This window comes from Burkholderia sp. AW33-5 (genome assembly GCF_053427615.1).
Window position 1 is genome coordinate 19,065 of the sequence record NZ_JBSAXA010000007.1, and the last position, 26,082, is coordinate 45,146.

A 26,082-nucleotide genomic window follows, 5' to 3' on the forward strand; every position below is an offset into this window, starting at 1 on the left:
ATGATCGGTAACTGGAACTACGGTACGGGCCGCCGCAAGAGCGCAGTCGCACGTGTCTTCATCAAGGCTGGCAAGGGCGACATCATCGTCAACGGCAAGCCCATCGCTGACTACTTCTCGCGCGAAACGTCGCTGATGATCGTGCGTCAACCGCTGGAACTCACGAACCACGGCCAGACGTTCGACATCAAGGTGAACGTGAACGGCGGCGGCGAAACGGGTCAGGCAGGCGCAGTGCGCCACGGCATCACCCGCGCGCTGATCGACTACGATGCGACGCTGAAGCCGTCGCTGTCGAACGCAGGCTTCGTCACGCGCGATGCACGTGAAGTCGAGCGTAAGAAGGTTGGTCTGCGCAAGGCACGTCGCGCAAAGCAGTTCTCGAAGCGTTAATTCCGCTTCATGGCCGCGCCGCTTCCGGGCGGCGTCCGCCGGAAAAACCGCCAGCTTTCACGCTGGCGGTTTTTTTATGCCCGCGCGGCGGGGCCCCGCGGGCCGTTTCCTTTACGGAAATCAACAAGAACCTATTGATTTCATGGACATCAGCACGATCTTCTGATCGGCCCTACAATAGCGGCTAAAGCTTTTTGGAGAGTTCGCATGAACGCTGTTACCGAATCCGCAGCAACGACCACCGAAATGCCGGTACCGTTCGTCTTCACCGACGCCGCGGCCGACAAGGTCAAGCAACTGATCGACGAAGAGGGCAATCCCGACCTGAAGCTGCGCGTATTCGTGCAGGGCGGCGGCTGCTCGGGCTTCCAGTATGGCTTCACGTTCGACGAGGAAGTCAACGAGGACGACACCGTGATGAACAAGAACGGCGTCCAGCTCCTGATCGACTCGATGAGCTACCAGTACCTGGTCGGCGCCGAGATCGACTACAAGGACGACCTCAACGGCGCCCAGTTCGTGATCAAGAACCCGAACGCAACGACCACCTGCGGGTGCGGCTCGTCGTTCTCGGTCTGAGCGCACGACGGAATCTGTCCGGTTCGCCGGAATGAAAAACGGGGCTTCATGCCCCGTTTTTTGTGCCCATGCGCGGCGCGAACCGCTTCCTTCGGCCTTCCGTCAGCGCGGATAAAGCGCGCCTAGCACGCGCGCATCCGCGGCACCCGTCACGCTCGCGAGGTTGCCGGGCTGGCGCGCGGTGAAGCGATACGCGAGCCACGCGAACGCGAGCGCTTCGACCTGTTGCGGCGGCACGCCGAGCGCGGCCGTCGTCTCCACCGTCGCCGGCACGCCGGCCTCGCGCAGCGCTTCCGCGAGCGCGGCGAGCAGCACCGGATTGCGGGCGCCGCCGCCGCAGACGAACACGGCTTTGCAATCCGTCGCGTGTTGCGCGACTTCGCGGGCGACCGAGACGGCGGTGAGCGCCGTCAGCGTTGCCTGGACGTGTTCCGGCGCGACCTGCGCGAACGCGGCGAGCTTCGCGTCGAGCCACGCGGGATTGAACAAATCGCGGCCGGTGCTTTTCGGCGGCAGCGCGGCGAAGTAGGGCTCGTCGAGCAGCGCGTCGAGCAGCGGCGCGTGCACCGTGCCGCGCGCGGCGAACTTGCCGCCGTCGTCGTACGGCTTGCCGAGGTGGCGAGTCGCCCATGCGTCGAGCAGCGCGTTCGCGGGCCCGCAGTCGAAGCCGCGCACGTCGCCGCCATCACCGGGCAGGATCGTGATGTTGCTGATGCCGCCGAGGTTGCAGACGACCCGCGTCTCGCCCGGCGCGCCGAACATCGTCGCGTGGAACGCAGGCGCGAGCGGCGCGCCGTGGCCGCCGGCTGCGACGTCGCGGCTGCGGAAATCGGCGATCACGTCGATATGGGCCAGCTCCGCGAGCAGTGCCGGATTGTTGAGCTGGCGCGTGTAGCCGCGCTCGGGACGGTGCCGGACCGTCTGGCCATGCACGCCGATCGCGCGGATCTCGTCGCGCGACAGGCCGGCGGTGCGCTGCAACTCGTGACAGCACACCGCGTAGCGCGCGACGAGCGCGTTCGCCGCGAGCGATTCGCGGTCGATCTCGTTGTCGCCGGGCTGCTGCAGCGCGAACAGCGCGTCGCGCAGCGATTGCGCGAAGCCGACGAACGCTTCCGCGAGCACGACCGGCGCGCGGCCGGTCTCGAAACGCACGGCGACGCCGTCGACGCCGTCCATGCTGGTTCCCGACATCAGCCCGAAGTAGATGCCGTCGGCCGGATGGGCGGGTTGCGGATGTCGTTGCGGCACGTTGGGTTCTCCTGGATCGAGCGGCGCGGGCCGGTGCCGCGCGCCTTGCGCCCGATTATCCGCGCAACCTGACGCATCGTTAAGCGATGCACGCGCAAGTTATGGGAAAATCCCTGTCTTTGCGACATTCTTCCTGGCACCGATGAGCACCGAACCCAGTTCCAAGCCTGTTTTCCCGATCACCGACGAAGTCCGCCATGCGCTCGCCGTCACGAAGCGCGGCGTCGACGAACTGCTGATCGAGGAAGAGTTCGCGCAGAAGCTCGCGCGCAGCGCGGCCACCGGCACGCCGCTGCGCATCAAGCTCGGCCTCGATCCGACCGCGCCCGACATCCACATCGGCCATACGGTCGTGTTGAACAAGATGCGTCAGCTGCAGGATCTCGGCCACACCGTGATCTTCCTGATCGGCGATTTCACGTCGCTGATCGGCGACCCGTCGGGCCGCAACGCGACGCGTCCGCCGCTCACGCGCGAACAGATCGAATCGAACGCGAAGACCTACTTCGAACAGGCCGCGCTCGTGCTCGACCGCGCGAAGACCGAAATCCGCTACAACAGCGAATGGTCGATGCCGCTCGGCGCGGACGGGATGATCAAGCTCGCGTCGCGCTACACGGTCGCGCGGATCCTCGAGCGCGAGGATTTCACGAAGCGTTTCCAGAGCGGCGTGCCGATCTCGATCCACGAATTCCTGTACCCGCTGATGCAGGGTTACGACTCGGTCGCGCTGAACGCCGACCTCGAACTCGGCGGCACCGACCAGAAGTTCAACCTGCTCGTCGGCCGCGAACTGCAGAAGCAATACGGCCAGGAACAGCAGTGCATTCTGACGATGCCGCTGCTCGAAGGCCTCGACGGCGTCGAGAAGATGTCGAAGTCGAAGGGCAACTACGTCGGCATCAGCGAGAAGCCGACCGACATGTTCGGCAAGCTGATGAGCATCTCGGACACGCTGATGTGGCGTTACTTCGAACTGCTGTCGTTCCGGGGCCTCGACGAAATCGCCGGCTTCAAGCGCGACGCCGAAGGCGGCCGCAATCCGCGCGATTTCAAGGTGCTGCTCGCGCAGGAAATCGTCGCGCGCTTCCATTCGCAGGCCGACGCCGAGCGTGCGCTCGAAGATTTCAATCATCGCGCGAAGGGCGGCGTGCCGGACGACATCCCGTCGGTCACGCTCGCGGGCGCGCCGCTCGCGATCGGCCAGCTGCTGAAGCAGGCGGGCCTCGTGCCGTCGACGAGCGAAGCGCTGCGCAACATCGAGCAGGGCGGCGTGAAGATCGACGGTGCGACGGTGTCCGACAAGGGCCTGAAGGTCGAGGCCGGCGAGTTCGTCGTTCAGGTCGGCAAGCGCCGCTTCGCGCGCGTCACGCTGACCGCATGATCGCGCTGATCCAGCGCGTGAAGCGCGCCGACGTGCGCGTCGGCGACCGCACGACGGGCGAGATCGGCGCAGGACTGCTCGCGCTCGTCTGCGCGGAGCGCGGCGACACCGAGGCCGCCGCCGACAAACTGCTCGCGAAGCTGCTCGGCTATCGCGTGTTCAGCGACGCGGCCGGCAAGATGAACCTGCCGGTGTCGAACGTCGACGGCGCGGGCGGCGCCGGCGGCCTGCTGCTCGTGTCGCAGTTCACGCTCGCGGCCGATACCAACAGCGGGCTGCGGCCGAGCTTCACGCCGGCCGCGCCGCCCGACGAAGGCGCGCGCCTGTTCGACTATTTCGTCGCGGCCGCGCGCGCGCGTCATCCGGTCGTCGAGACGGGCGAATTCGGCGCCGACATGCAGGTGTCGCTCGTCAACGACGGCCCCGTGACGTTCTGGCTGCAAGTGCGGCCCTGATTCTTTCCCGGAGACGCGCCGCGATGGCCACCACGCAGATTCTCTTCATTCGTCATGGCGAGACGGCCTGGAACCGCATCAAGCGCATCCAGGGCCATATCGACATTCCGCTGGCCGACACGGGGCTCGCGCAGGCGCAGCGGCTGGCCGTCCGGCTCGCGCGGGACGCGCATGAAGGGCAGCGCATCGACGCGATCTATTCGAGCGACCTGATGCGCGCGCAGCAGACCGCGCAACCCTTTGCCGATGCGCTCGGGTTGCCGCTGCGGTTGCGCGAAGGGCTGCGCGAGCGTGCGTACGGCGTGTTCCAGGGGCATGACAGCACCGAGATCGAGACGCTGTTTCCGGACGCCTACGCCGCGTGGCAGACGCGCGACCCGGGTTTCGCGCCCGACGGCGGCGAGTCGCAGCGCGAGTTCTATCATCGCGTGCTGCATGCGCTCGAGCCGATCGTCGCCGCGCATCCGGGCGGGCGCATCGCCTGCGTCGCGCACGGCGGCGTGCTCGATTGCGTGTATCGCTTTGCCAACGGTCTCGACCTCTCGGCGCCGCGCAGCTATCAGTTGCTCAACACCAGCATCAACGTCGTCGATTACGTCGATGGCCGTGCGCAGGTCGTGCAATGGGCCGACGTGTCGCACCTGGATACCGCGAGCGACGACGACGGGTATCGCAAGGTACTTTGATGCGGTCATGCCGGTGCTGCCGGCGTGATCGGCCGGGGGCGGCCTTCCATTTCAGGTTTGGGTGCGGCAGTGCCTGGCGCGTCCTGTAGCCGAGCGCGTACGCGATCCTGCCGAGCTTGTCGGCCGTAATCGGCTGGCGCAGCTTCTCGAATTCTCCTTTCGGATACTTCTTGCCGCCATTGATCGCATCGACGCGGCGGTCACGGGAATATCACGGTCACGACAAATTGAAATGATCCGAAGAAACGGATCGTCAGGCGGGCGGGGTACCGTCGGGCGGCGTCGCCGTCGCGCGTCGGCGTGCGCGTTTCGAGGCGCCGTTGACGAGCGCCCAGCGCAGCACGGGCGCGACCGCCCTGACACCGGGCCGGACCACCGCGCGTCGCAACGGCGCGAACGTCGACACGCCGAGCATGCGCTGCGCCCAGTTCGGCAGCAGGTCTATGCCCGCATGCATGATCAGCGACGCGGCCGGCCGTAGCGCGGGCGTAGAGATCGGCACATTCAGCAGAATGTCCATGACGTCGAAGGTGCGTGGCCCTGCTTCGAGTTCGGGCTGCATGCGCGTGAAATAGGCCGCGACTTCCGCGCGCGAACGGGGAACATCCCGGGCGCCGAGCAGCTCGGCGATCAATGCCGTCTCCGCGTAGTAGCCGTCCTGCTGCTCGCCCGACAGCGACGGATTCACATAGCGCAAATGTGCGGCGAGGAAGCTCGATACTTCCGCGACATGCACCCAGGTCAGCAACGCCGGATCGTCGGCTCGGTACGGCCTGCCGTCGGGCGCGGTACCCGATACGCGCGCGTGGATCGCTCTTACGCGCTCGATCAGCGCGAGTGCGTCCGCGCGGCTGCCGAACGTCGTGCCCGTGATGAACGTTGCGGTGCGCCGCAAGCGGCCGAGGATGTCGGTGCGAAACGACGAGTGATCCCAGACGCCCGCCAGCGCGAGCGGATGGAGCGCCTGCAGCAGCAGCGCAGCAATGCCGCCCGTCATCATCGACGTGAAATCGGCATGCACGCGCCAGCAGACGGCGTCGGGGCCGAACAGCCCCGGGTCTCCGGGTGGCGACGACAGGTCGATCGACGGGCCGCCGCCGCCCGTCGTCAGGTGCGTGATGCCGGCCACGAGCCGCTTGCGGATCGGTTCGACCCAGCGCGGACCCGGCGTGGGCGTGGCGGGATGCGGGCTGGGCGGCGTGGTCATGGCAGGTGTGGCGTGGGCGGCGGGTTACTTCCCGTCGGCGGTATCCCACATTCCGCGTTCGGTATTGCCGGCATCGGGTGCGGAGAGCCCGAAGTGGCGGTATGTGAGCAGTGTCGCGACGCGCCCGCGCGGCGTGCGCTGCAGGAAACCCTGCTGGATCAGGTATGGTTCGAGCACGTCCTCGATCGTGTCGCGCTCCTCGCCGATCGCCGCCGAGAGGTTGTCGATACCGACCGGGCCGCCGTCGAACTTGTGCAGGATCGCCTCGAGCAGCTTGCGGTCCATCAGGTCGAAGCCGACCGGATCGACGTCGAGCATCGCGAGCGCGGCGTCGGCCACGGCCGCGGTGATCTGGCCGTCGGCCTTCACTTCCGCATAGTCGCGCACGCGACGCAGCAGCCGGTTCGCGATCCGCGGCGTGCCGCGCGAGCGCTTCGCGATTTCCAGCGCGCCGTTCGGATCGATCTGTGCGTTCAGCAGCGACGCCGAGCGCCGCACGATGCGCGACAGCTGGTCGGCATCGTAGAACTCGAGGCGCGCGACGATCCCGAAGCGATCGCGCAGCGGGTTGGTCAGCATCCCCGCACGCGTGGTCGCGCCGACCAGCGTGAACGGCTGCAGGTCGAGCTTCACGCTGCGCGCGGCCGGCCCTTCGCCGATCATGATGTCGATCTGGTAATCCTCGAGCGCCGGATACAGGATTTCCTCGACGACCGGCGACAACCGGTGGATTTCGTCGATGAACAGCACGTCGTTCGCTTCGAGGTTGGTCAGCAGCGCGGCGAGATCGCCCGCGCGCTCGAGCACGGGGCCCGAGGTCTGGCGCAGATTCACGCCCATCTCGCGCGCGATGATGTGCGCGAGAGTGGTCTTGCCGAGGCCCGGCGGCCCGAACAGCAGCACGTGGTCGAGCGGCTCGGAGCGGCGCTTCGCGGCCTCGATGAAGATCTCGAGCTGACCGCGCACCTTTTCCTGGCCGACGTAGTCGTCGAGCTGGCGCGGCCGCAGCGCGCGTTCGAACACCTCCTCGTGCGACGAGGTGGGCGTGGCGGCGATGATCCGCTCGGCGGCGAGTTTGTCGGTTTCAATCATGCGGCCATTGTACCGCGCGCGGTCACGCGGTCGAACTGGCCGAACGGCCGACTGGTGCGCGCCGCACGGCGGCGCGACACTGGCTCCGAAAGCCGGTTCGGGCGGGTGTTACGCCTTCGACAATGCCTTGAGCGCGAGCTTGATGCCCTCGGACACGCCGGTGCCGGCCGGCACGTTCTTGATCGCGGCGAGGCCTTCCTTTTCCGAGTAGCCGAGCGCGAGCAGCGCGTTGAGGATGTCGGTCGCGTGATCGGACTGGGATGCGGCGCCGGCGAGCGCACCGAGGTCCGCGCCGAGCTTGCCCTTCAGCTCGAGCAGCAGGCGCTCGGCGGTCTTCTTGCCGATGCCGGGCAGGCGCGTGAGACGTGCGGCGTCCTGCATCGTCACCGCCTGCGCGAGCTCCTGCACGCTCATGCCGGACAGCACGGCCAGCGCCATGCGCGCGCCGATACCGGTGATCTTCAGCAGTTCGCGGAAGGTCGTGCGCTCCTGCGGCGTCAGGAAGCCGTACAGCAGGTGCGCGTCCTCGCGCACGATCTGCTGCGTGAGCAGCACGACGCGCTCGCCGGTCTGCGGCAGGTTGTAGAAGGTGCTCATCGGCACGTCGATCTCGTAGCCGACGCCATTGCAGTCGACGAGCAGGTGGGGCGGGTTCTTTTCGAGCAGGATGCCGGCGATGCGACCGATCATGGATGGCGGGAAGCGAGGAAGAAAGCGCGAGTGTAGCGCAGGTGCGGCGCGATGCCGATGGGTTGGCCTTCAGGTCGGGCGATGCGACACGCGTGCGTGATGCAGGGCGATGAGGCGATCGGGCGGGCAGGGCGGTCGCAGGCGCAATGCGCGACGCGCCGTAGACATGCGTGCCGTTTGCGTCAGCCGACGAGCCGTCCGCGCCGCACCCGCAGCCCCTTTTTCGCGAGCGCCGGCGCGAGGCCGCTGATCGTGCCGAGCGTATTACCGCTGTGTGCATGGCAGATCGCCATCCCGAGCGCATCGGCCGCGTCGCTGCCGGGCTGGCCCGTGAGATTGAGCAGTCGCGTGACCATCTCCTGCATCTGCGACTTGGTCGCGCGGCCGTAACCGACGACGGCCTGCTTCAGTTGCAGCGCGGTGTATTCGGCCACCGGCAAGCCGCCGGCGACGAGCCCGCAGATCGCGGCGCCGCGCGCCTGACCGAGCAGCAGTGTCGACTGCGGGTTCACGTTGACGAACACCTGCTCGATCGCGGCCTGGTCGGGCGCGTGTTCGCGCACGAGCGTCGATACGCCCTGGAAGATCGTGCCGAGTCGGGTGGCCAGGTCGGCCGTTGGCGTACGGATCACGCCGCTCGCGACATAGGCGAGCCGATGGCCGCTGACGTCGATGATGCCGAAGCCGGTGACGCGCAGGCCGGGGTCGATGCCGAGAATTCGCATGAGTGAGGAGAAAAACCTGATGCAGCGATACTACAACGAATGGTGTGCGGTGCCGGTCGCATGGTCGTGTGCGCCGGCGCCGCGCAATAAAAAACCCGGCGGGTGCGATGCCGCCGGGTTTGCATGCAGCGGCCGCGCGGGCCGCGTGCGATCAGTGACGGAAGTGACGCACGCCCGTCAGGACCATCGCGATGCCGTGTTCATCGGCCGCCGCGATCACCTCGTCGTCGCGCATCGAGCCGCCCGGCTGGATCACGCAGGTCGCGCCAGCCGCCACGACGACATCGAGACCGTCGCGGAACGGGAAGAACGCATCCGACGCAACGGCCGAGCCGGCCAGCGTAAGGCCCGCGTTCTGTGCCTTGATGCTCGCGATGCGCGCGGAATCGACGCGGCTCATCTGGCCGGCGCCGACGCCGAGCGTCATGCCGTTGCCGCAGAACACGATCGCGTTCGACTTCACGTACTTCGCGACGCGCCATGCGAACAGGAGGTCGTCCATTTCCTTCGCGGTCGGTTGACGCTTCGTGACGACGCGCAGTTCGCTCGGCTGCACGTTCTTCGAATCGAGCGACTGCACGAGCAGGCCGCCGCCCACGCGCTTCAGGTCGAACGCGTTATGACCATCGCCCAGCGCGATTTCGAGCAGGCGCACGTTCTGCTTCGCGGCGAACACCTGCTTCGCGGCGTCCGAGAACGACGGCGCGATCAGCACTTCGACGAACTGCTTCGCCACCGCCTGCGCGGCCGTCTCGTCGACTTCGCGGTTGAACGCGATGATGCCGCCGAACGCCGACGTCGGGTCGGTCTGGAATGCCTTCGCGTATGCATCGGCCGAGTCGTTGCCGACCGCGACGCCGCACGGGTTCGCATGCTTGATGATCACGCAGGCCGGCGCGTCGAACGTCTTCACGCATTCCCACGCCGCGTCCGAATCCGCGATGTTGTTGTACGACAGTTCCTTGCCCTGCAGCTGGCGGTAGTTCGCCAGTGCGCCGGCCGGTGCCGCGAGGTCGCGGTAGAACGCTGCGCTCTGGTGCGGGTTCTCGCCGTAGCGCAGGTCCTGCACCTTGTCGAACGCCATGTTCAGCGTGGCCGGGTACGCGCTGCGCGATGCGTGCTGCAGCTCGTCGGTCAGGCTCGTCAGGTAGTTCGTGATCGCGCCGTCGTATTGTGCCGTGTGCGCGAACACCTTGGTCGCGAGGCGGAAGTTGGTCGCGTAGCCGATCGCGTTGCCGTTCGCCTTCATTTCGTCGAGCACGACCGCGTAGTCGGCCGGATCGACGACGACCGTCACGTCGCGGTGGTTCTTCGCGGCCGAGCGCAGCATCGTCGGACCGCCGATGTCGATGTTCTCGATCGCGTCCGCGAGCGTGCAGTCGTCCTTCGCGATCGTCGCGACGAACGGATACAGGTTCACGACCAGCAGGTCGATCGTCGGGATGCCGTGCTGTTCCAGCGCCTGCATGTGCTCGGGCAGGTCGCGGCGGGCGAGGATGCCGCCGTGCACCTTCGGGTGGAGCGTCTTCACGCGCCCATCGAGCATTTCCGGAAAGCCCGTGTAGTCGGCCACTTCGGTAACGGGCAGGCCCGCGTCGGCGAGGAGTTTCGCGGTGCCGCCGGTCGACAGCAGCTTGACGCCGAGGTCGGACAGCGACTTCGCGAAGTCGACGATACCGGTCTTGTCGGAAACGGAAATGAGCGCTTGCTTGATCATGATGGAACCACCAATAGCCAGGGAAACGGGGACGGGACGGCTGCCTACAGCAGGCCGTGCTGCTGCAGCTTCTTGCGCAGCGTATTGCGATTGATGCCGAGGTACTCGGCGGCGAGCGACTGGTTGCCGCCGGCCTGTACGAGCACGACCTCGAGCATCGGCTTTTCGACGCAGGACATCACCATTTCATAGACGTCGTGCGGATTGGAGCCGTCTAGATCCCGGAAATACACGTCCAGGCTCTCGCGGACACATTGTTCGATGTTGTGCTTGCTCATGCTGCTAACTGGTTATGGTCGTCCGACTCGCCCTGGCCGTTTTCCTCTTCGTCATCGACGTAGACGAGGTGGTCCGACAGCGCCTTTTGCGCCTCGAAGAATGCATTGACGGCGGCGAGCTGCTCGCGGGTGGAATCGAGCGTGTTCATCCTGTGCCGGAACCCGTTGGCACCGGAAAGGCCGCGAGTGTACCAGCCGATGTGCTTGCGCGCAGTACGGACGCCGGTGAATTCACCATAGAACGCGTAGTGGTCTTCCAGGTGTTCGTTCATCACGTGCTGGATCTCGTCGATCCGCGGCGGGGGCAGCAGCTCGCCGGTTTGCAGGAAATGATCGATTTCACGGAACAGCCATGGCCGGCCTTGCGCGGCACGACCGATCATCAGTGCGTCGGCGCCGGTTGCGTCGAGCACGGCCTTCGCTTTCGCCGGCGACGTGATGTCGCCGTTCGCGACGACCGGGATGTGCACGGCCGCCTTCACGGCCGCGATGGTGTCGTATTCCGCGTCGCCGCGGTAGAGGTCGGCGCGCGTGCGGCCGTGCACGGTCAGCATCGAGATGCCGGCCGCCTCGGCGAGGCGCGCGACCGTGATCGCGTTCTTGTGCTCGCGATCCCAGCCGGTGCGGATCTTCAGCGTGACGGGCACTGCATCCGGCCCCGTGCCGACCGCCGCGACGACGGCCTCGACGATCCGCTGCACGAGCGGCTCGTTCTGCAGCAGCGCGGAGCCGGCCGCGACGTTGCAGACCTTCTTCGCCGGGCAGCCCATGTTGATGTCGATGATCTGCGCGCCGTTGTCGACGTTGTAGCGGGCGGCTTCGGCCATCATCGCCGGATCGGCGCCGGCGATCTGCACCGCGATCGGCTCGACTTCGCCTTCGTGGTTCGCTCGCCGCATCGTCTTCGCGCTCTTCCACAGCTGCGCATTGGACGCGACCATCTCGGACACGGCGTATCCGGCCCCCAGCCGCTTGCACAGCTGGCGGAACGGGCGATCCGTCACCCCGGCCATCGGGGCGACGAACAGATTGTTACGCAATACGTGAGGGCCGATAACGGGCATCGCAATGGCACCGCCCGCGAGCGCCGGGCGTCGCGGGCAAAAAAGGGCGGAGGGAAAACGCGCATTTTACCGTATTCCCATGCCCCGCCGATTTGACCCGGTTTGCACGGCGCCGACGACACGCAACGCGCGCCGCGCCGCGCGTCAGTTGCGCTGGCCGAACATCATCTGGCGCGCGATCGCCTTCTTCAGCGGCGGGACGAATTCGAGCGCGGTGAGCGCCGCGCCGCGCAACAGCGGAAGGGGGCCGGTGTCGACCGTGAACAACCGCGCGAGCGTGTCGGTCGCGCCGATCGTGAAGCGCCGGTCGAGTGCACGCCGCGCGTTGAAGGTTGCGAGCGCGGTCGGTTCGAAGCCCTGGGTGGACAGCGCGTCGACGAGCGTATGCGCATCGCGCAGCCCGAGATTGAGCCCCTGGCCGGCGACCGGATGCAGCGTTTGCGCGGCGTTGCCGACGATCGCAATGCGCCCGTTGACGAGCGTTTGTGCCGCGTTCAGCCCGAGCGGGAACGATGCGCGCCCCGCGATCGCGACGAACTGCCCCATCCGCTCGCCAAAGGCAGCGCCGAGTTCGCGCAGGAACGCGTCGTCGGGAAGGGCGGCGCGGCGGGCCGCTTCGTCGGGCGTGCAGCACCATACGAGCGAATACTCGGCCTGGCGCGGACCGCCAAGCGGCAGCAGCGCGAGCGGGCCTTCGTGCGTGAAGCGTTCCCATGCGACGTTCGGGCGCGGCGCCGAGACCGTGACCGTGCCGACGATCGCGGTCTGACCGTAGTCGCGGCGATGCTTGCCTTTATCGGCCTGCTGTTCGTGGAACAGCCCGCCTTCGGCGTTGATGACGATGCGCGCGCGCAGCGTGCGCTCGCCTTGCGGACCGTCGAGCGTCAGCGTGACGCCGTCGGCGTCCTGTTGCGGCGTGCGCGCGGTGGTCGACGTGAGCCAGTCGACGCGCGTGCCGCGCACGGCCTGCGCGAGCGCCTGCACGATCGAACCGTAGCGCACGACGTAGCCGAGCGCGGCGAGGTCGTGCTCGTCGCGGTCGATCAGCGTGCGGCCGAAATGGCCGCGCTGTGACACGTGGATGTGTTCGATCGGCGTCGCGTCGCCCGGCCATCCGAGCGTGTCGAGCAGCACGCGGCTGCCGTGCGATACGGCGATCGCGCGCGGGTCGTTCGCGCTCGCGGCCGGCTCGCGCGCGTCGATCAGCGCGATCGACGCGTGCTGCGTCGCGCTACGTCGGGCGAGCCAGCCGGCGAGCGCGAGCCCGACGGGGCCGGCGCCGACGATGGCGAGATCGTAGTCCGGCGTGGCCGGGGAGGAAGCGGTCGTCATCAGTGTTCGTGAAACGGGGTAACGGTCAACAGCGGTCAACAACGAGACAACGGTGGCTCGACAGCGGGGCGAGGGCGACCTGCGGCACGCTCACGCGCCGTGCGCCGCGCCCGCGCGCATCAACGCCTCGATCTCGGCGGCCGCCACCGGCACGTCGCGCGTGATCAGCTCGCAACCGTGCTCGCGCACGATCGCGTCGTCCTCGATGCGGATGCCGATGTTCCAGTATTCGGACGGCACGTCGTCGGCGGCCCGCACGTACAGGCCCGGCTCGACGGTAAGCGTCATGCCGGGTTTCAGCGTGCGCCACGGCAACGCGCCGTCGGCGTCGCGCGCGGCGAGCCGTTCGCGGTAGTCGCCGCAATCGTGCACGTCCATGCCGATCCAGTGGCCGGTGCGGTGCATGTAGAAGCGCGCGTATGCGCGCTCGGCGATCACGTCGTCGACGTTCGAGAAGCGCGTCTTCGGGATGATGCCCGTATCGAGCAGCCCTTGCGCCAGCACGCGCACGGCCGCGTCGTGCGGCGCCTCGAACGACACGCCCGCGCGCGTCGCGTCGATTGCGGCCTGCTGCGCGGCGAGCACGATGTCGTACAGCGTGCGCTGCGCGGGCGAGAAGCGCCCGTTGGCCGGGAACGTGCGCGTGATGTCCGACGCGTAGCCGTCGAGTTCGCACGCGGCATCGATCAGGATCAGGTCGCCGTCGCGCGCGGCCGCGTTGCCGGCCGGGTAGTGCAGCACGCACGCGTTCGCGCCGGCCGCGACGATCGAGCCATACGCGGGCGCCTGCGCGCCATGCTTGCGGAACGTGTACAGCAGCTCGGCCTCGAGTTCGTATTCGCGGATCCCCGGGTGGCACACCTGCATCGCGCGACGGTGCGCGAGCGCGGAGATGTGCGCGGCGCGCATCATGATCGCGAGTTCGTGTTCGTCCTTCACGAGCCGCATGTCGTCGACGAGCGGCGTGAGGTCGAGCAGCGCGTCCGGCGCGGCGACACCCGTGCGCGCCTGCGCGCGCACCGCATCGATCCAGCCGGCGAGCTGGCGGTCGAACTCGGCCGAGGCGCCGAACCGATAGTGCACGGTGCCCGCATCGGCGAGCAGGCGCGGCATTTCGGTGTCGATCACGTCGACCGCGTAGGCCGCGTCGAAGCCGAACGCGTCGCGCGCGGCCTCGGGCCCGTAATGGAAACCTTCCCAGATCTCGCGATCGGCATTCTTCGCGCGGCAGAACAGGATCGATTCCGGCGTGCCTTGCGACCCGGCGGCGTTCAGCACGAGCACGGCATCCGGCTCGGTGAAGCCCGTCAGGTAGTGGAAGTAGCTGTCATGCCGGTACGGGAAGGCCGTATCGCGGTTGCGCAGCATTTCCGGCGCGGTGGGAACGATGGCGACGCCGCCGCCCGCGGCGCGCAGTGCGGCAAGCACGCGTTCGCGGCGCTGGCGGTAGACGTCGACGGCGATGGCGGTATCGAGGGGCGCATTCATCGTGCGATTGTAGCGCCGCCGGACGCGGTGTGTGAGAGGCGCGGCTGCAAGCCGCGCCGGACGGGGCTCGGCGACGGCTGTTGCAAACCATCCACAGGCCGGACGGGCAGATTTTCTGCCCGGCCACGCCGGCCGGTTATGATCGGCGACAACGTATACTCTCGGCGGTTCCCTTAAAAAGGCAGATGATGAAATTAATCGGTTCGCTCAGCAGCCCGTACGTCCGAAAGGCGCGGATCGTGCTTGCTGAAAAGAAGATCGACTACAAGCTGGAGCTCGAGAACGTGTGGGCGCCGGATACGAACATTCATGCATCGAATCCGCTCGGCAAGGTCCCGTGTCTCGTGATGGAGGATGGTGCCGCGGTGTTCGATTCCCGCGTGATCTGCGAATACGTCGATACGCTGTCGCCGGTCGGCAAGCTGATTCCGCCGTCGGGGCGCGAACGTGTCGAAGTGCGGTGCTGGGAAGCGCTGGGTGACGGCGTGCTCGACGCGGCCGTGGCGATTCGTCTCGAACACACGCTGCGCGACGAAGCGCAGCGCAGCGCGAGCTGGGTCTCGCGTCAGCAGCGCAAGATCGACGACGCGCTCGTCGCGATGTCGCAGGGCATCGGCGGCAAGACGTGGTGCGTCGGCAATCATTACACGCTCGCCGACATCGCACTCGGCTGCGCGCTCGGCTACCTCGACTTCCGGATGCCCGAACTCAACTGGCGCGATCGCCATCCGAACCTCGACAAGCATTTCGTGAAGCTGTCGCAGCGGCAGACGTTCGTCGACACGCTGCCGCAGGGCTGACCGACCGCCGACGGCGGATCGGGCAGACAAAAGAAAAGCGCCCCGCGGGGCGCTTTTCTCATGGCGAGCCGCCCGGCGGCTGGCGATCGCGTCACTCGATCGACGCGTAAACGGTTTCGCCGAGCACGAACGAATCGCTGCGCGCGATCGGCCACCACTTGTCGTACAGCGTATAGCCGCAGGTCTGGCCGTCGAGCAGCGCGCCGGGCTTCAGGTACTTCAGCAACTGCGACATCAGCCGCACCTCGTGCGGCGCGACCCGCTGCACGATGTGATGCGCGCGCAGCTCGGACGGATGGCCGAGGCCGGCCGCCTGCACGAGTTCCTGCAGTGCATGCAGCGTATTGCGGTGGAAGTTGTACACGCGCTCGGCCTTGTCGGGCACGACGATGGCGCGCTGGCGCACCGGGTCCTGCGTGGCGACGCCGGTCGGGCAGCGGTCGGTGTGACAGTGCTGCGCCTGGATGCAGCCGACCGCGAACATGAAGCCGCGCGCCGAATTCACCCAGTCCGCGCCGATCGCGAGCGTGCGCGCGATGTCGAACGCGGTGATGATCTTGCCGCTCGCGCCGATCTTCACGCGGTCGCGCACGCCGATGCCGACGAGCGTGTTGTGCACCAGCAGCAGCCCTTCCTGCAGCGGCACGCCGACGTGGTCGGTGAATTCGAGCGGCGCCGCGCCGGTGCCGCCTTCCGCGCCGTCGACGACGATGAAGTCCGGCACGATGCCCGTCTCGACCATCGCCTTCGCGATCCCGAAGAATTCCCACGGATGGCCGATGCACAGCTTGAAGCCGGTGGGCTTGCCGCCGGACAGCGTGCGCAGCCGCTCGACGAATTCGAGCAGCCCGCGCGGCGTCGAGAATTGCGAGTGCGTCGCGGGCGAGATGCAGTCCTTGCCCATCGGCACGCCGCGTGTCTCGGCGATCTCGGGCGTGATCTTCGCGGCCGGCAGCACGCCGCCGTGGCCCGGCTTCGCGCCTTGCGACAGCTTGATCTCGATCATCTTGACCTGCGGATCGGCGGCCTGCTTCGCGAACTTGTCCGGATTGAACGTGCCGTCGTCGTTGCGGCAGCCGAAGTAGCCGGATGCGATTTCCCAGATGATGTCGCCGCCGTTCTCGCGGTGGTACTTCGACAGCGAGCCTTCGCCAGTGTCGTGCGCGAATCCGCCTTTCTTCGCGCCGAGGTTCAGCGAGCGGATCGCGTTCGCGGACAGCGAGCCGAAGCTCATCGCCGAGATGTTGAAGATCGAGATGTCGTACGGCTGCGCGCGGTTCGCGCCGACCCGGATGCGGAAGTCATGGTTCGGCAGCTTCGTCGGCGCGAGCGAGTGGCTGATCCATTCGTGCGCGACGGCCTTCACGTTCAGCTCGGTACCGTACGGGCGATTGTCGGCGACGTTCTTCGCGCGCTGGTAGACGAGGCTGCGCTGCGCGCGCGAGAACGGCTTCTCGTCGGTGTCGTCCTCGACGAAATACTGGCGGATCTCGGGGCGGATGAACTCGAACAGGAAGCGGAAATGGCCCCAGAGCGGGTAATTGCGCAGGATCGCGTGGCGGTCCTGGTTCAGGTCGTACAGGCCGAGGGCGACGAGGGCGACGGGGAGGATGATCCACAGCCAGGAAAGCACGTGGATCGACGCGAGTGCGGCCGCGGCAACGAGCAGCAGGACGGCACACCACATCGCGAGGTAGCGTCGTGAAAGCATGGGGGCTCCGTAAGCATCTTGAAATGCCGCCATGCGTACGCTGCGCGGCGGCGCACCGGCCGCGGCGGAATCGTGTTCCGCCGGGCGCGGCGTGCCGCAAGTCTAAACCGAATGGATGTCAGCGTGCTTCCGCGAGCGCGCCCGCGTGCGTTGCCGCCGGCGCCGTCTGGCCGGGCTGGCCGGTGGCCGCGAACTCGATGATGCCGCCGCCGAGGCAGATCTCGCCGTCGTACAGCACGGCCGACTGGCCGGGCGTGACCGCCCATTGCGCGTCGTCGAACGCGAGCGAGAAGCGCTCGCCGTCGGCCTGATCGAGCGCGGCCCGGCCGAACGTGCAGGCCGCATCGGCCTGCCGGTAGCGCGTCTTCGCCCCGCACGAGAAGCCTTCGGCCGGCGGCTCGCCCGCGACCCAGCTCACGTTGCCGGCGACGAGTTCGCGCGACAGCAGCCACGGGTGGTCGTGGCCCTGCACGACGTACAGCGTGTTCGACGCGATGTCCTTCGCCGCGACGAACCACGGTTCGCCGCTGCCGTCCTTGCTGCCGCCGAGGCCGATGCCCTTGCGCTGGCCGAACGTGTAGAACGCGAGGCCGATGTGCTCGCCGACCACCTTGCCGTCGGGCGTCTTCATCGGGCCGGGTTTCGTCGGAAGATAGCGGTTCAGGAAGTCGCGGAACGGCCGTTCGCCGATGAAGCAGATGCCGGTCGAGTCCTTCTTCTTCGCGTTCGGCAGGCCGATCTGCGCGGCGATCTCGCGCACCTTCGTCTTCGGGATCTCGCCGAGCGGGAACATCGTCTTCGACAGCTGCGCCTGGTTCAGCCGGTGCAGGAAGTACGACTGGTCCTTCGTATGATCGAATGCCTTCAGCAGTTCGAAGCGACCGTCGCGTTCGCGCACGCGCGCGTAGTGGCCGGTTGCGATCATTTCCGCATCGAGCGACATCGCGTGGTCGAGGAACGCCTTGAACTTGATCTCGGCGTTGCACAGCACGTCCGGGTTCGGCGTGCGGCCGGCCGAATATTCGCGCAGGAATTCGGCGAACACGCGGTCCTTGTATTCGGCCGCGAAGTTCACGGCTTCCACGTCGATGCCGATCAGGTCGGCCACCGACACCACGTCGATCCAGTCCTGGCGCGTCGAGCAGTATTCGCCGTCGTCGTCGTCTTCCCAGTTCTTCATGAACAGGCCGACCACGTCGTACCCCTGTTCCTTCAGCAGCCACGCGGTCACCGACGAATCGACACCGCCCGACATGCCCACTACTACACGGCGCTTGCTCATTTGTTTACCGCCTGACGGTCGAATGCTTCCGGGCGCGGCGCGACCGAATGCGTGTGCACGAAATCGAGCGGAATGCGCCGCCCGGCGAGATAGTCGTCGACGCAGCGCATCACCGCCGGCGAGCGGTGGCGCTCGCTGCACGCGCGCAGTTCGTCGGCGCTCATCCACAGCGTGCGGACGATGCCGTCGTCGAGCATGTGGCCCGGCAGCGGCTCGCCGGCCGTGCCGCAGAACGTGAAGCGCAGGTAGGTCGCACCGGCGCTGTCGGGGCGGTCGTAGTGCGCGAGATAGACGCCGACGAGCGCGTCGGGCACGAACGGATGCGCGGTTTCCTCGAGCGTCTCGCGGATCACGGCGTCGGCGAGCGTCTCGCCGGCTTCGAGATGGCCGGCCGGCTGGTTGATGCGCAGGCCCGTCGAGGTTTCTTCCTCGATCACGAGAAAGCGACCGGCACGCTCGACGAGCGCCGCGACGGTCACATGCGGGGTCCAGATTTCGGGTTTCATGGTTCGGCATTTTACCGGTTGCGCCCGGACGCTGCCGGCCGTCAGGTTAGACGAATCCGACCCCGGTCGTTCTTGTGGCGGCAACAGGTCTGCCCGATCGCCGCGACGCGTTCCGGCGCCGCCGCCTGCCCAGGCTGGCGGCCAGCCAGGGCGGTCCGACCGTCACGCGCCGAATCGCGCCCCGTTTTTCACGGTGCGACGATGGTCGCGACGCAGGCGGCGATCGTATCCCGCACGCGCACGATCGCCGGGTCGCGCTGCGTGCTCGTGCGCCAGCCGATTTCCACCGGATAGCGCGGCAGCTCGACCGGGCACGCGAGCGCGCGCAGCGACGTCGCCTGCGCGATCGCGCGAGCCGCGTGCGCCGGAATCGTCGCCACCGCGTCGGAGCCGGCGAGCAGGTACGGCAGCGCCGCGAAATGCGTGGTCGACGCCGCGACGCGCCGTTTATGGCCGAGCGCGGCCAGCGCTTCGTCGACGATCCCGATCACGCCGCCCGACGACACGAGCAGGTGGTCGCGCTGCACGAAATCGGCGAGCGCGAGCGTGCTCGGCGCGTGCGCGCGGCCGGCCGGATCGATCAGGCACGCGTAGCCGCCCGTCGCGACCGCGCGCCGGCTCAGCCCGTTCGCCGAGAATCCGCCCGACGCGATCGCGAGATCGACGCCGTGCCGCAGCAGCGCGTCGCCCGCGATGCCGCTGTGCGTCTGCCGGAAGATCAGCCGGATGCCCGCGGCTTCGCGGGCGACCGCGTCAATCAGCGCGCGGCCGAGCGCGATCTCGAAGTCGTCCGACAGCCCGATCGAGATCGTACGGCCGACCCGCTCGCCGCCGTCGGCCGCGATCGCGAGGCTTGCGCGGCAGCGGTCGAGCGCGTCGGAGAGGATCGGCTTCAGTTCGTCCGCGCGCGGCGTCGGCGCGAGCCCGCGGCCGGTGCGCACGAACAGCGGATCGGCGTAGATCACGCGCAGCCGCGCGAGCGCCGCGCTCGCCGCCGATTGCGTGAGGCCGAGCCGCAGCGCCGCGCGGCTCGCGCCGCCTTCCTCGTACAGCGCCTCGAACACCTTCAGCAGATTCAGGTCGAGCGCGGCGATATCATCCGTATTCATGTCAGTTATCGTTTTATCGATTTGATCGATGAAATGATATCGATAAAGATGGCGTCACCCACTCACCGGAGACGCCTTCATGTCCACCTCAGTCATCGCCGCGCTGCAGATCGGCGCATCGCCCGCCGGCACGCGCGCCACGCTCGACACGATCCTCGGCTACGAAGCCGCGATCCGCGACAGCGGCGCGTCGCTCGTCGTGCTGCCCGAGGCCGTGCTCGGCGGCTATCCGAAGGGCGAGATCTTCGGCACGCGGCTCGGTTACCGGCTGCCCGAGGGCCGCGACGCGTATGCGCGTTACGCCGCGCAGGCGATCGACGTGCCGGGGCCCGAAACGGACGAACTGGCCGCGCTGTCGCAGCGCACGGGCGCGAGCCTCGTGATCGGCGTGATCGAGCGTGGCGGCAGCACGCTTTACTGCACGGCTCTGTTCTTCGAGCCGCGCGACGGGCTCGTCGCGAAGCACCGCAAGCTGATGCCGACCGGCACCGAGCGGCTGATCTGGGGGCAGGGCGATGGCTCGACACTGCCGGTGATCGACACGGCCGCGGGCCGTGCGGGCGCCGCGATCTGCTGGGAGAACCACATGCCGCTGCTGCGCTGCGCGATGTATGCGAAAGGCGTGCAGATCTGGTGCGCGCCGACCGTCGACGAGCGCGACCTGTGGCAAAGCTCGATGCGGCACATCGCGCACGAAGGGCGCTGCTTCGTCGTGAGCGCGTGCCAGGTGCAGCCGTCGCCGCGCGCGCTCGGCATCGACGTGCCGGGCTGGGATCCCGAGCGGCCGCTGATCCGCGGCGGCAGCGTGATCGTCGGGCCGCTCGGCGACCTGCTGACGGAGCCGCTGATCGGCGAGGCCGGGCTCGTGACCGCGCGCATCGATACGGACGAGCTCGTGCGTGCGCGTTACGACTTCGACGTGGTCGGGCACTATGCGCGCCCCGACGTGTTTTCGCTGCACGTCGACGAGCGGCCGCAGCGGCCGGTCGTGTTCGGGGAATGACGGGCGTTGCCGGGGCGCGGACGCCCCGGCATGCGAATGGCGGCGGCGCGCGTCAGCGCATCGGCGCTTCCGCGATCCGCATGTAGTCGGCGATGCGCCGGCCTTCCATGTCCGGAAACTGCTCGTGCACGGTGATGTCGCCCATTCGCGCGATGTCGAAGGTGCGGAAGTCGTCGCGCAGCTCGCACCACGCGCCGATCGTCCAGCGTCCGCCCCAGTAGACGAGCCCGAGCGGCCATACGCGGCGCTTCGTGTGCGCGCCGAGCCGGTCGCGGTAGTCGAAGCTGACGATGTGGTGCGTGTCGACCGCCTGGTGGATCGCGTCGACCTTCGCGCAGAACGTCTCGTCGATGTGGAACGACGGCGCGAACACCGGCAGCCGATCGAGCGCGGTGCGCTTGTCGGCCGGCATCGCCGACGCGATCTTCGCGAGCGCCGAACGCGCGCCGCCCGCGAAGCGCGCGCCGCCCCAGGTCTCGAGCATCCGCGCGCCGGCCGCGAGCGCCGCGAGCTCCTCGGCCGTGAACGTGAGCGGCGGCAGGCTCGCGTTGCGGTTCAGCCGGTAGCCGATGCCGGCTTCGCCTTCGATCGGCACCCCTGACAGTTGCAGGTCGCGCACGTCGCGATAGACCGTGCGCGGCGATACCGACAGCCAGTCGGCGAGCTGCTGCGCGGTCGTGAGACGGCGCCCGCGCAGCAGCTCGGCGATCTGGAACAGGCGGTCTGCACGGCGCGTCATGGCTGAACCTCGACTCCAACGGCTACGGGGACTTCGCGATGATAGCGCCGTGCCGGCCGGCTCGTGGATGCACTCAGTGGCATTTCGGTGCGTGCAGGCCGACGCGGTTGCCTTCGGTATCGATCAGGTAGCCGATGTAGCCGTAGTTGTTCGGCAGCTCGACGACCGAGCCCTGCACGACGCCGCCTGCGCGCTTCGCGCGTTCGAGCGCCGCCACGACCGATTCCCCGGCGTTCAGGTACACGAGCACGCCGTTCGCGCTCGGCTTCATCTGCTGCGGATCGAACACGATGCTGCCGCCCGTGCTCGACGCTTCGTGATCGAACACGGCCATCGGCACGCCGCCGATGACTTCGCGCTGCAGCGTCGTCTGCAGCACGGTTTCGTAGAAACGGATCGCCCGGTCGAAATCGAGGGACGGGATGTCGAACCACGCGATCGCGCGTTCCAGGGTTGCGGTTTCGGTTGCAGTTGCAGTTGCGGACGTCATGACGAGCTCCTTGTTGTTCGGGTTCTTGATGGAAACCAGCCTTGCATTGCGCCGGGATTGCAGTGTGATCGGGGGCTGCTGACAGCGTGCTGTCAGTAGTCGTGGCGGTGCTGACAAAAGGGCGAACCTGACGGCCTGGGCGGGTAAGGGCGGTGCGGGAAGCGCATCGGCGCGCGGGTGGCGGGGCGGCACGCGGGGCGTCCGCCCGCGTGGGTGCGGCGGAAAGAAAAACGCCCGGCACAGGCCGGGCGTCGTGGGGTGTCAGCAGGCGGCCGCGGCGGCCGTCTCGCGTGTCAGGCGTCGCCTTCCGGCGCGGCCGGGCGTGCCTTCACGCTGCCGGCGATCAGGTCGAAGCGGAACAGCCGGCATTCGAGCGCGCCGTTGAACAGCGGCGTCTTCGCCGATTCGCGCAGGCGCAGCTGGCCCGGCAGCGACCGGTCCGACGTCAGCAGGAACGCCTGCCAGCCCGTGAAGCGCTGCTTGAGCGCATCGCCCAGCGCGTTGAAGAATTCGCTGTCCGGCGCGTCGGTGTGCGTGCGGCGGAAAGCGTCGTCGTTGCCGCGGTTGCGGCCGGTCTCGCGCACCTCGCCGCGCGCGCTGCGGCCGCGTACCTCGATCCGCTCGCCGTACGGCGGGTTCGCGAGGATGATGCCCGGGCCGTCGCACGGCGGCGTCATCCCGCGCGCGTCGACCTGCTTGAGCCACACCGACGGCACGCCCGCGCGCTCGAGGTTCGCGCGCGCCTTCTCGAGCATGTCGCCCGAGATGTCGCTGCCGTACACGCCCAGCGAATCGCGCTTGCCGCGCGCCGCGCGCTTCGCGTCGAGCGCCGCGACCTTCAGGCCCTGCCATGCGGTGATGTCGTACTGCTTGAGCTTTTCGAAGCCGAACCGGCGCTCGACGCCCGGTGCGACGCCGAGCGCGATCTGCGCGGCTTCCGCGAGGAAGGTGCCGCTGCCGCACATCGGGTCGTACAGCGGCGTGCCGGGCGTCCAGCCCGTCAGGCGCAGGATGCCGGCCGCGAGGTTCTCGCGCAGCGGGGCCGCGCCCTTGTCGAGGCGCCAGCCGCGCTTGAACAGCGGCTCGCCCGACGTATCGAGGTACAGCGTGCACTCGGTGGCCGTCAGGAACGCGAACACGCGCACGTCCGGCGCGCCGGTGTCGATGCTCGGGCGTGCGCCGGTCTTGTCGCGCATCCGGTCGCAGATCGCATCCTTCACGCGCAGCGTCGCGAATTCGAGGCTCTTCAGCGGCGACTTGATCGCGGTGATGTCGACGCGCAGCGTCTGCGTCGATGCGAACCAGCGTTCCCATGGCTGCTCGAGCGCGAGCGCGTAGACGTCCTGCTCGGTGCGGTACGGGCGGTGCGCGATCTTCAGCAGGATCCGGCTCGCGATCCGCGAATGGAGGTTCGCGGCCATGCCGGCGGCCCAGCCGCCGCGGAAATGAACGCCGCCCGGCACCTGCGCGCCCGCGGTGAACGGCGCGCCGTCCAGATGTCGGCCGGCGATTTCGGCCAGCTCGGCGGCAAGCGCCGCTTCGAGGCCGCGCGGGCAGGGAGCGAAGAATTCGTACAGGGTGGGCGAGGACATAAGGCGGGTGAGGACGTGCAAAAGTCCACTATTGTACGCGGCGCGCGCGGCCGGAGCCGGCGTTGCATCCGATTCGGGACGCCGGCGCCGGTGCGCCGGCCGCGACGGCGAGCCGGCAGGCCCGTGCCGCGGCGCCCGCCCGGATGGCACGCTGCCGTCGAAGGATCAGTGCGAGCCCGGCTGGCTGGCCCGCGCGGCCGGGGTGCCGGCCGGCCAGAACAGCGCGGACGGCTTCGACAGCACCGTGCGGACGATCGCGCCGACCAGCGCGCGCACCTTGGTGCGGCGCAGGCTGCGCGAGCGCACGGCCATCGTGAACGCGAGCGCGAAGCTCACGAGCACGTTGAGGATCGCCATGCTCAGGACGCCGGCGCAGGCCCACCACAGCTCGGGCGTGCCGAGCGCGCCCTTGCCGAGCACGCCGAGCGCGATCCCGATCGACCCGGCCGACAGCGTCACGTGGCGCACCTCGAACGGGAACAGGAACACGGTGACGATCGCCGGAACCAGGCCGAGCATCAGGCCGAGACCCACGTTGGCGACCACGCCCGCGACGTTCGAGCGACAGAAGTGCGCGAGTTTCGCGGCACCCGACGCACCGAGCGTGAGCCGCAGCCGTCGGTTGTACGTCAGCGCGTCGCCGACCCGATGCAGCACGAACCAGTTGTCGGCCCAGCCCGCGAGCAGGCTCGACGCCCACAGCAGCACGCCGGTCAGCGCCGCGTAGAGCGGCGTCGGGCCGAGCAGCGAGAACGAGTGCAGCGTCGCGTGCGCCTTCTCCGGCGAGATCAGGTTCGCGTGCATCAGGTTGCTCGAGAACAGCTGCACCAGCAGGCACACGGGCAGCACGACGAGCACGTTGCCGGAAATCGCCGCGGCCTGCGTGCGGATCAGCGCGATCACCGATGCCACGAACGCCTTCACGCCTGCCTCGTGACCGGTGTCGTCGAGCTCGCGCGCGAGCGTCGGCGCGGTCATCGCGGGTTGCTTGGTCGCGAGCGTGAAGTGCAGGAAGTGCATCAGCATGAAGCTCGCCGCGTAGTTGACGCCCGCGAGCAGCCCTTCGAGCATCGACTGCAGGTGCGCGCCGGTGATCGCGAACTTCACGCACACGGTCACGACGGTGACGAGCCCGCCGCCCGCGGCCATCCGCAGCATCTTCAGGTACTCGGCGCGGCCGCGCGAGATGTAGTGCTCGCCGGTGTCCGCGTTGGTCTCGACGAGCTTGCGCGCGAACAGCGAGAAGTTGCTGCGCACGAGGTGCGACACGCTCTGGCTGTTCTGGTTCGCGTCGACGAGCTCGGCCGTCAGGCGCGCCATCCCGCGCAGGTCGTCGCGTGCCATCCACGCGTTGAGCAGCATTTCCGCGCGCAGGATGCGCATGCGCGTGCGTTCGACCTGGAACACGATGTCGACCGACACGCCGTTGCGGTACAGGTGCGCGAACACGTCGTCGACGGCGATCCGGCATTCGTCGAGCAGCACGCGCAGGTAGTTCACCTCGTGCAGCAGCTTGCTCGGGTCGCCGCCGTCCTCGACGGCCGCGTGCGCGGTCTCGACCGCGAGCATCGCGCGCGTGAGCCGATAGAACGGCTGCGTTTCGAGCGGCTTGCGTGCGTCGTCGTCGGACAGGCGGCTGCGCACCGTCTGCGACAGGCCGGTCGAGCTGATCTGGCAGGTCAGGTTGTGCAGCGCGGCGAGCAGATCGCGCGAGAACGAGCCGGGCTCGTGGCGCTCTTCGTCGGTGACGTCGAACGAGATCAGCTCGGCGAGGCGGGCGAGCAGGTCGTCGGGCAGCGCGTCGATCCATTGCACGTCTTCGGGCGTCGGGAACATCAGCGTGAACAGCGCCGTCAGTTCGCGGCGGTTCGGCGCGGGCGGGATCAGCGACGTGTCGATGCGCTCGAACAGCGCGCCGAAGAAGCCGGAATGCACGGGCATGCCCGCGTCGCAGAGCAGCGAGATGCCGTCGCATTCGCGCAGGATCCCGCGCAGGATGCGTGCGGCGTGCGATTTCCATGCCGGATTGCGGTCCAGCACGTGGAACAGGTAGCGCAGCCGCGCGTGCGCCGGATATGCGCGGGCGTCGGCGTCGCGTTCGGCCGGCGCGTCGTGCGCGACCTGCATCGCGCCGTTGCGGCGCAGCCAGTGCGCGAGCTCGATCAGCCATTCGCTGCGCTCGGCGTACGGCGCGTCCGCGTCGGCATGCGCGAGCAGCGCGTCGAGCTGGTGGCCCGCATTGCGCGACGCGCGCCACTTCTTGATCAGGGTCGTCAGGGAACGAAACATAAACGGAATAGCGAAAGCCCTGGACGGGCGGGTTCGGGATGCCGGCCGGAACACGGCGCGGCGCCGGGGAGAACGGTGAGGCTGGCCGGGTGGCCGGACGACGCGCGGCGACCCGCGATGCGGCTGCCCCGGTGCGGTGCACGCGGACACGCATGCGCGCCCCGGGAGACGCGGCGATCGGACCGGACACGACGGGCGGATCGCCGCCGGCGGGCGCGCA

Annotated in this window: 25 protein-coding genes and 1 pseudogene; 7 read left to right on the plus strand and 19 right to left on the minus strand. The window is 68.3% G+C overall.

Features of this window, described 5'->3' with window-relative positions; all coding sequences use genetic code 11:
* Positions 1-393: a 30S ribosomal protein S9 gene (gene rpsI / locus ACV22V_RS14140; RefSeq protein WP_011883283.1), complete on the plus strand. Its 393-nt coding sequence runs from the start codon at positions 1-3 to the stop codon at positions 391-393.
* Between the two features lie 207 nt (positions 394-600).
* Positions 601-972 carry an iron-sulfur cluster insertion protein ErpA gene (gene erpA, locus ACV22V_RS14145; RefSeq protein ID WP_059451991.1) on the plus strand — a complete coding sequence of 124 codons (372 nt, stop codon included), beginning with the start codon at positions 601-603 and terminating at the stop codon, positions 970-972.
* A 102-nt stretch (positions 973-1,074) separates the two neighbouring features.
* Here erpA and ACV22V_RS14150 read toward each other — a convergent pair whose 3' ends face one another.
* Positions 1,075-2,223, minus strand: a complete 1,149-nt coding sequence (locus tag ACV22V_RS14150) for an anhydro-N-acetylmuramic acid kinase (RefSeq protein ID WP_059535330.1) — start codon at positions 2,221-2,223, stop codon at positions 1,075-1,077.
* Positions 2,224-2,365: 142 nt separating this feature from the next.
* Between ACV22V_RS14150 and tyrS the strand changes: the two genes are divergently transcribed.
* The 3 genes from tyrS to ACV22V_RS14165 are packed head-to-tail and all read left to right on the plus strand — an operon-like array spanning position 2,366 to position 4,748.
* The gene (gene tyrS / locus ACV22V_RS14155) at positions 2,366-3,607 is read left to right on the plus strand and encodes a tyrosine--tRNA ligase (RefSeq protein ID WP_059535332.1); all 1,242 of its coding nucleotides are present in this window, start codon (positions 2,366-2,368) and stop codon (positions 3,605-3,607) included.
* Positions 3,604-4,062: a D-aminoacyl-tRNA deacylase gene (gene dtd, locus ACV22V_RS14160; protein WP_448014267.1), complete on the plus strand. Its 459-nt coding sequence runs from the start codon at positions 3,604-3,606 to the stop codon at positions 4,060-4,062. Before tyrS ends, dtd begins: the two co-directional genes overlap by 4 nt.
* Before the next feature lie 23 nt (positions 4,063-4,085).
* Complete coding sequence (locus tag ACV22V_RS14165; protein WP_059535333.1) at positions 4,086-4,748, plus strand: histidine phosphatase family protein; 663 nt, start codon at positions 4,086-4,088, stop codon at positions 4,746-4,748.
* A gap of 67 nt (positions 4,749-4,815) precedes the next feature.
* Here the strand turns inward: ACV22V_RS14165 and ACV22V_RS14170 are convergent.
* The 10 genes and pseudogenes from ACV22V_RS14170 to ACV22V_RS14215 all read right to left on the minus strand — a co-directional run.
* Positions 4,816-4,944, minus strand: a pseudogene (locus tag ACV22V_RS14170) (ParB/Srx family N-terminal domain-containing protein); the annotation flags it as partial.
* Between the two features lie 57 nt (positions 4,945-5,001).
* Positions 5,002-5,955 carry an oxygenase MpaB family protein gene (locus ACV22V_RS14175; RefSeq protein ID WP_448014268.1) on the minus strand — a complete coding sequence of 318 codons (954 nt, stop codon included), beginning with the start codon at positions 5,953-5,955 and terminating at the stop codon, positions 5,002-5,004.
* Between the two features lie 24 nt (positions 5,956-5,979).
* Entirely contained in the window at positions 5,980-7,047 is a 1,068-nt protein-coding gene (gene ruvB, locus ACV22V_RS14180) for a Holliday junction branch migration DNA helicase RuvB (RefSeq protein WP_448014270.1), read from the minus strand.
* Between the two features lie 108 nt (positions 7,048-7,155).
* Positions 7,156-7,737 (minus strand): Holliday junction branch migration protein RuvA, encoded by a 582-nt coding sequence (gene ruvA / locus ACV22V_RS14185; protein ID WP_059451998.1) that lies wholly within the window; start codon positions 7,735-7,737, stop codon positions 7,156-7,158.
* A gap of 182 nt (positions 7,738-7,919) precedes the next feature.
* Positions 7,920-8,462 (minus strand): crossover junction endodeoxyribonuclease RuvC, encoded by a 543-nt coding sequence (gene ruvC, locus ACV22V_RS14190; RefSeq protein ID WP_059465409.1) that lies wholly within the window; start codon positions 8,460-8,462, stop codon positions 7,920-7,922.
* Positions 8,463-8,613: 151 nt separating this feature from the next.
* Positions 8,614-10,179, minus strand: coding sequence for a bifunctional phosphoribosylaminoimidazolecarboxamide formyltransferase/IMP cyclohydrolase (gene purH / locus ACV22V_RS14195; RefSeq protein WP_223962096.1), 1,566 nt, complete (start codon positions 10,177-10,179; stop codon positions 8,614-8,616).
* Between the two features lie 44 nt (positions 10,180-10,223).
* Positions 10,224-10,457: a Fis family transcriptional regulator gene (locus ACV22V_RS14200; RefSeq protein ID WP_006476892.1), complete on the minus strand. Its 234-nt coding sequence runs from the start codon at positions 10,455-10,457 to the stop codon at positions 10,224-10,226.
* Positions 10,454-11,521 (minus strand): tRNA dihydrouridine synthase DusB, encoded by a 1,068-nt coding sequence (dusB, locus tag ACV22V_RS14205; protein WP_059689065.1) that lies wholly within the window; start codon positions 11,519-11,521, stop codon positions 10,454-10,456. The genes ACV22V_RS14200 and dusB overlap by 4 nt, the downstream gene beginning before the upstream one ends.
* Positions 11,522-11,665: 144 nt before the next feature.
* A complete protein-coding gene (locus ACV22V_RS14210; RefSeq protein WP_448014272.1) occupies positions 11,666-12,853 on the minus strand; it encodes a UbiH/UbiF/VisC/COQ6 family ubiquinone biosynthesis hydroxylase in 1,188 nt (395 codons plus the stop codon).
* A 90-nt stretch (positions 12,854-12,943) separates the two neighbouring features.
* Positions 12,944-14,341: an aminopeptidase P N-terminal domain-containing protein gene (locus ACV22V_RS14215; RefSeq protein ID WP_448014273.1), complete on the minus strand. Its 1,398-nt coding sequence runs from the start codon at positions 14,339-14,341 to the stop codon at positions 12,944-12,946.
* 188 nt (positions 14,342-14,529) lie between these two features.
* On the opposite strand from ACV22V_RS14215, the gene ACV22V_RS14220 reads away from it, so the two are divergent.
* Positions 14,530-15,141 (plus strand): glutathione S-transferase family protein, encoded by a 612-nt coding sequence (locus ACV22V_RS14220; protein WP_059820513.1) that lies wholly within the window; start codon positions 14,530-14,532, stop codon positions 15,139-15,141.
* A 91-nt stretch (positions 15,142-15,232) separates the two neighbouring features.
* On the opposite strand, the gene ACV22V_RS14225 is transcribed toward ACV22V_RS14220, so the two are convergent.
* The 4 genes from ACV22V_RS14225 to ACV22V_RS14240 form a co-directional block, all read right to left on the minus strand.
* The gene (locus ACV22V_RS14225; RefSeq protein ID WP_448014274.1) at positions 15,233-16,852 is read right to left on the minus strand and encodes an FMN-binding glutamate synthase family protein; all 1,620 of its coding nucleotides are present in this window, start codon (positions 16,850-16,852) and stop codon (positions 15,233-15,235) included.
* Positions 16,853-16,970: 118 nt separating this feature from the next.
* The gene (gene mnmA / locus ACV22V_RS14230) at positions 16,971-18,134 is read right to left on the minus strand and encodes a tRNA 2-thiouridine(34) synthase MnmA (protein WP_448014276.1); all 1,164 of its coding nucleotides are present in this window, start codon (positions 18,132-18,134) and stop codon (positions 16,971-16,973) included.
* Positions 18,131-18,640: an NUDIX hydrolase gene (locus ACV22V_RS14235; protein WP_059535350.1), complete on the minus strand. Its 510-nt coding sequence runs from the start codon at positions 18,638-18,640 to the stop codon at positions 18,131-18,133. Before ACV22V_RS14235 ends, mnmA begins: the two co-directional genes overlap by 4 nt.
* A gap of 188 nt (positions 18,641-18,828) precedes the next feature.
* Entirely contained in the window at positions 18,829-19,749 is a 921-nt protein-coding gene (locus tag ACV22V_RS14240) for a LysR family transcriptional regulator (protein ID WP_059700691.1), read from the minus strand.
* Positions 19,750-19,828: 79 nt separating this feature from the next.
* On the opposite strand from ACV22V_RS14240, the gene ACV22V_RS14245 reads away from it, so the two are divergent.
* Positions 19,829-20,752 (plus strand): carbon-nitrogen hydrolase family protein, encoded by a 924-nt coding sequence (locus ACV22V_RS14245; protein ID WP_448014278.1) that lies wholly within the window; start codon positions 19,829-19,831, stop codon positions 20,750-20,752.
* A gap of 52 nt (positions 20,753-20,804) precedes the next feature.
* Here the strand turns inward: ACV22V_RS14245 and ACV22V_RS14250 are convergent, their stop codons facing one another.
* The 4 genes from ACV22V_RS14250 to ACV22V_RS14265 all read right to left on the minus strand — a co-directional run bounded on the left by ACV22V_RS14250 (position 20,805) and on the right by ACV22V_RS14265 (position 25,862).
* Positions 20,805-21,491: a helix-turn-helix transcriptional regulator gene (locus ACV22V_RS14250; protein WP_059535356.1), complete on the minus strand. Its 687-nt coding sequence runs from the start codon at positions 21,489-21,491 to the stop codon at positions 20,805-20,807.
* A 73-nt stretch (positions 21,492-21,564) separates the two neighbouring features.
* Positions 21,565-21,981: a VOC family protein gene (locus ACV22V_RS14255; RefSeq protein WP_059535358.1), complete on the minus strand. Its 417-nt coding sequence runs from the start codon at positions 21,979-21,981 to the stop codon at positions 21,565-21,567.
* A gap of 293 nt (positions 21,982-22,274) precedes the next feature.
* Positions 22,275-23,573, minus strand: coding sequence for a THUMP domain-containing class I SAM-dependent RNA methyltransferase (locus ACV22V_RS14260; RefSeq protein ID WP_059535360.1), 1,299 nt, complete (start codon positions 23,571-23,573; stop codon positions 22,275-22,277).
* 165 nt (positions 23,574-23,738) lie between these two features.
* Entirely contained in the window at positions 23,739-25,862 is a 2,124-nt protein-coding gene (locus ACV22V_RS14265) for a site-specific recombinase (RefSeq protein WP_448014279.1), read from the minus strand.
* Positions 25,863-26,082 lie beyond the last annotated feature (220 nt).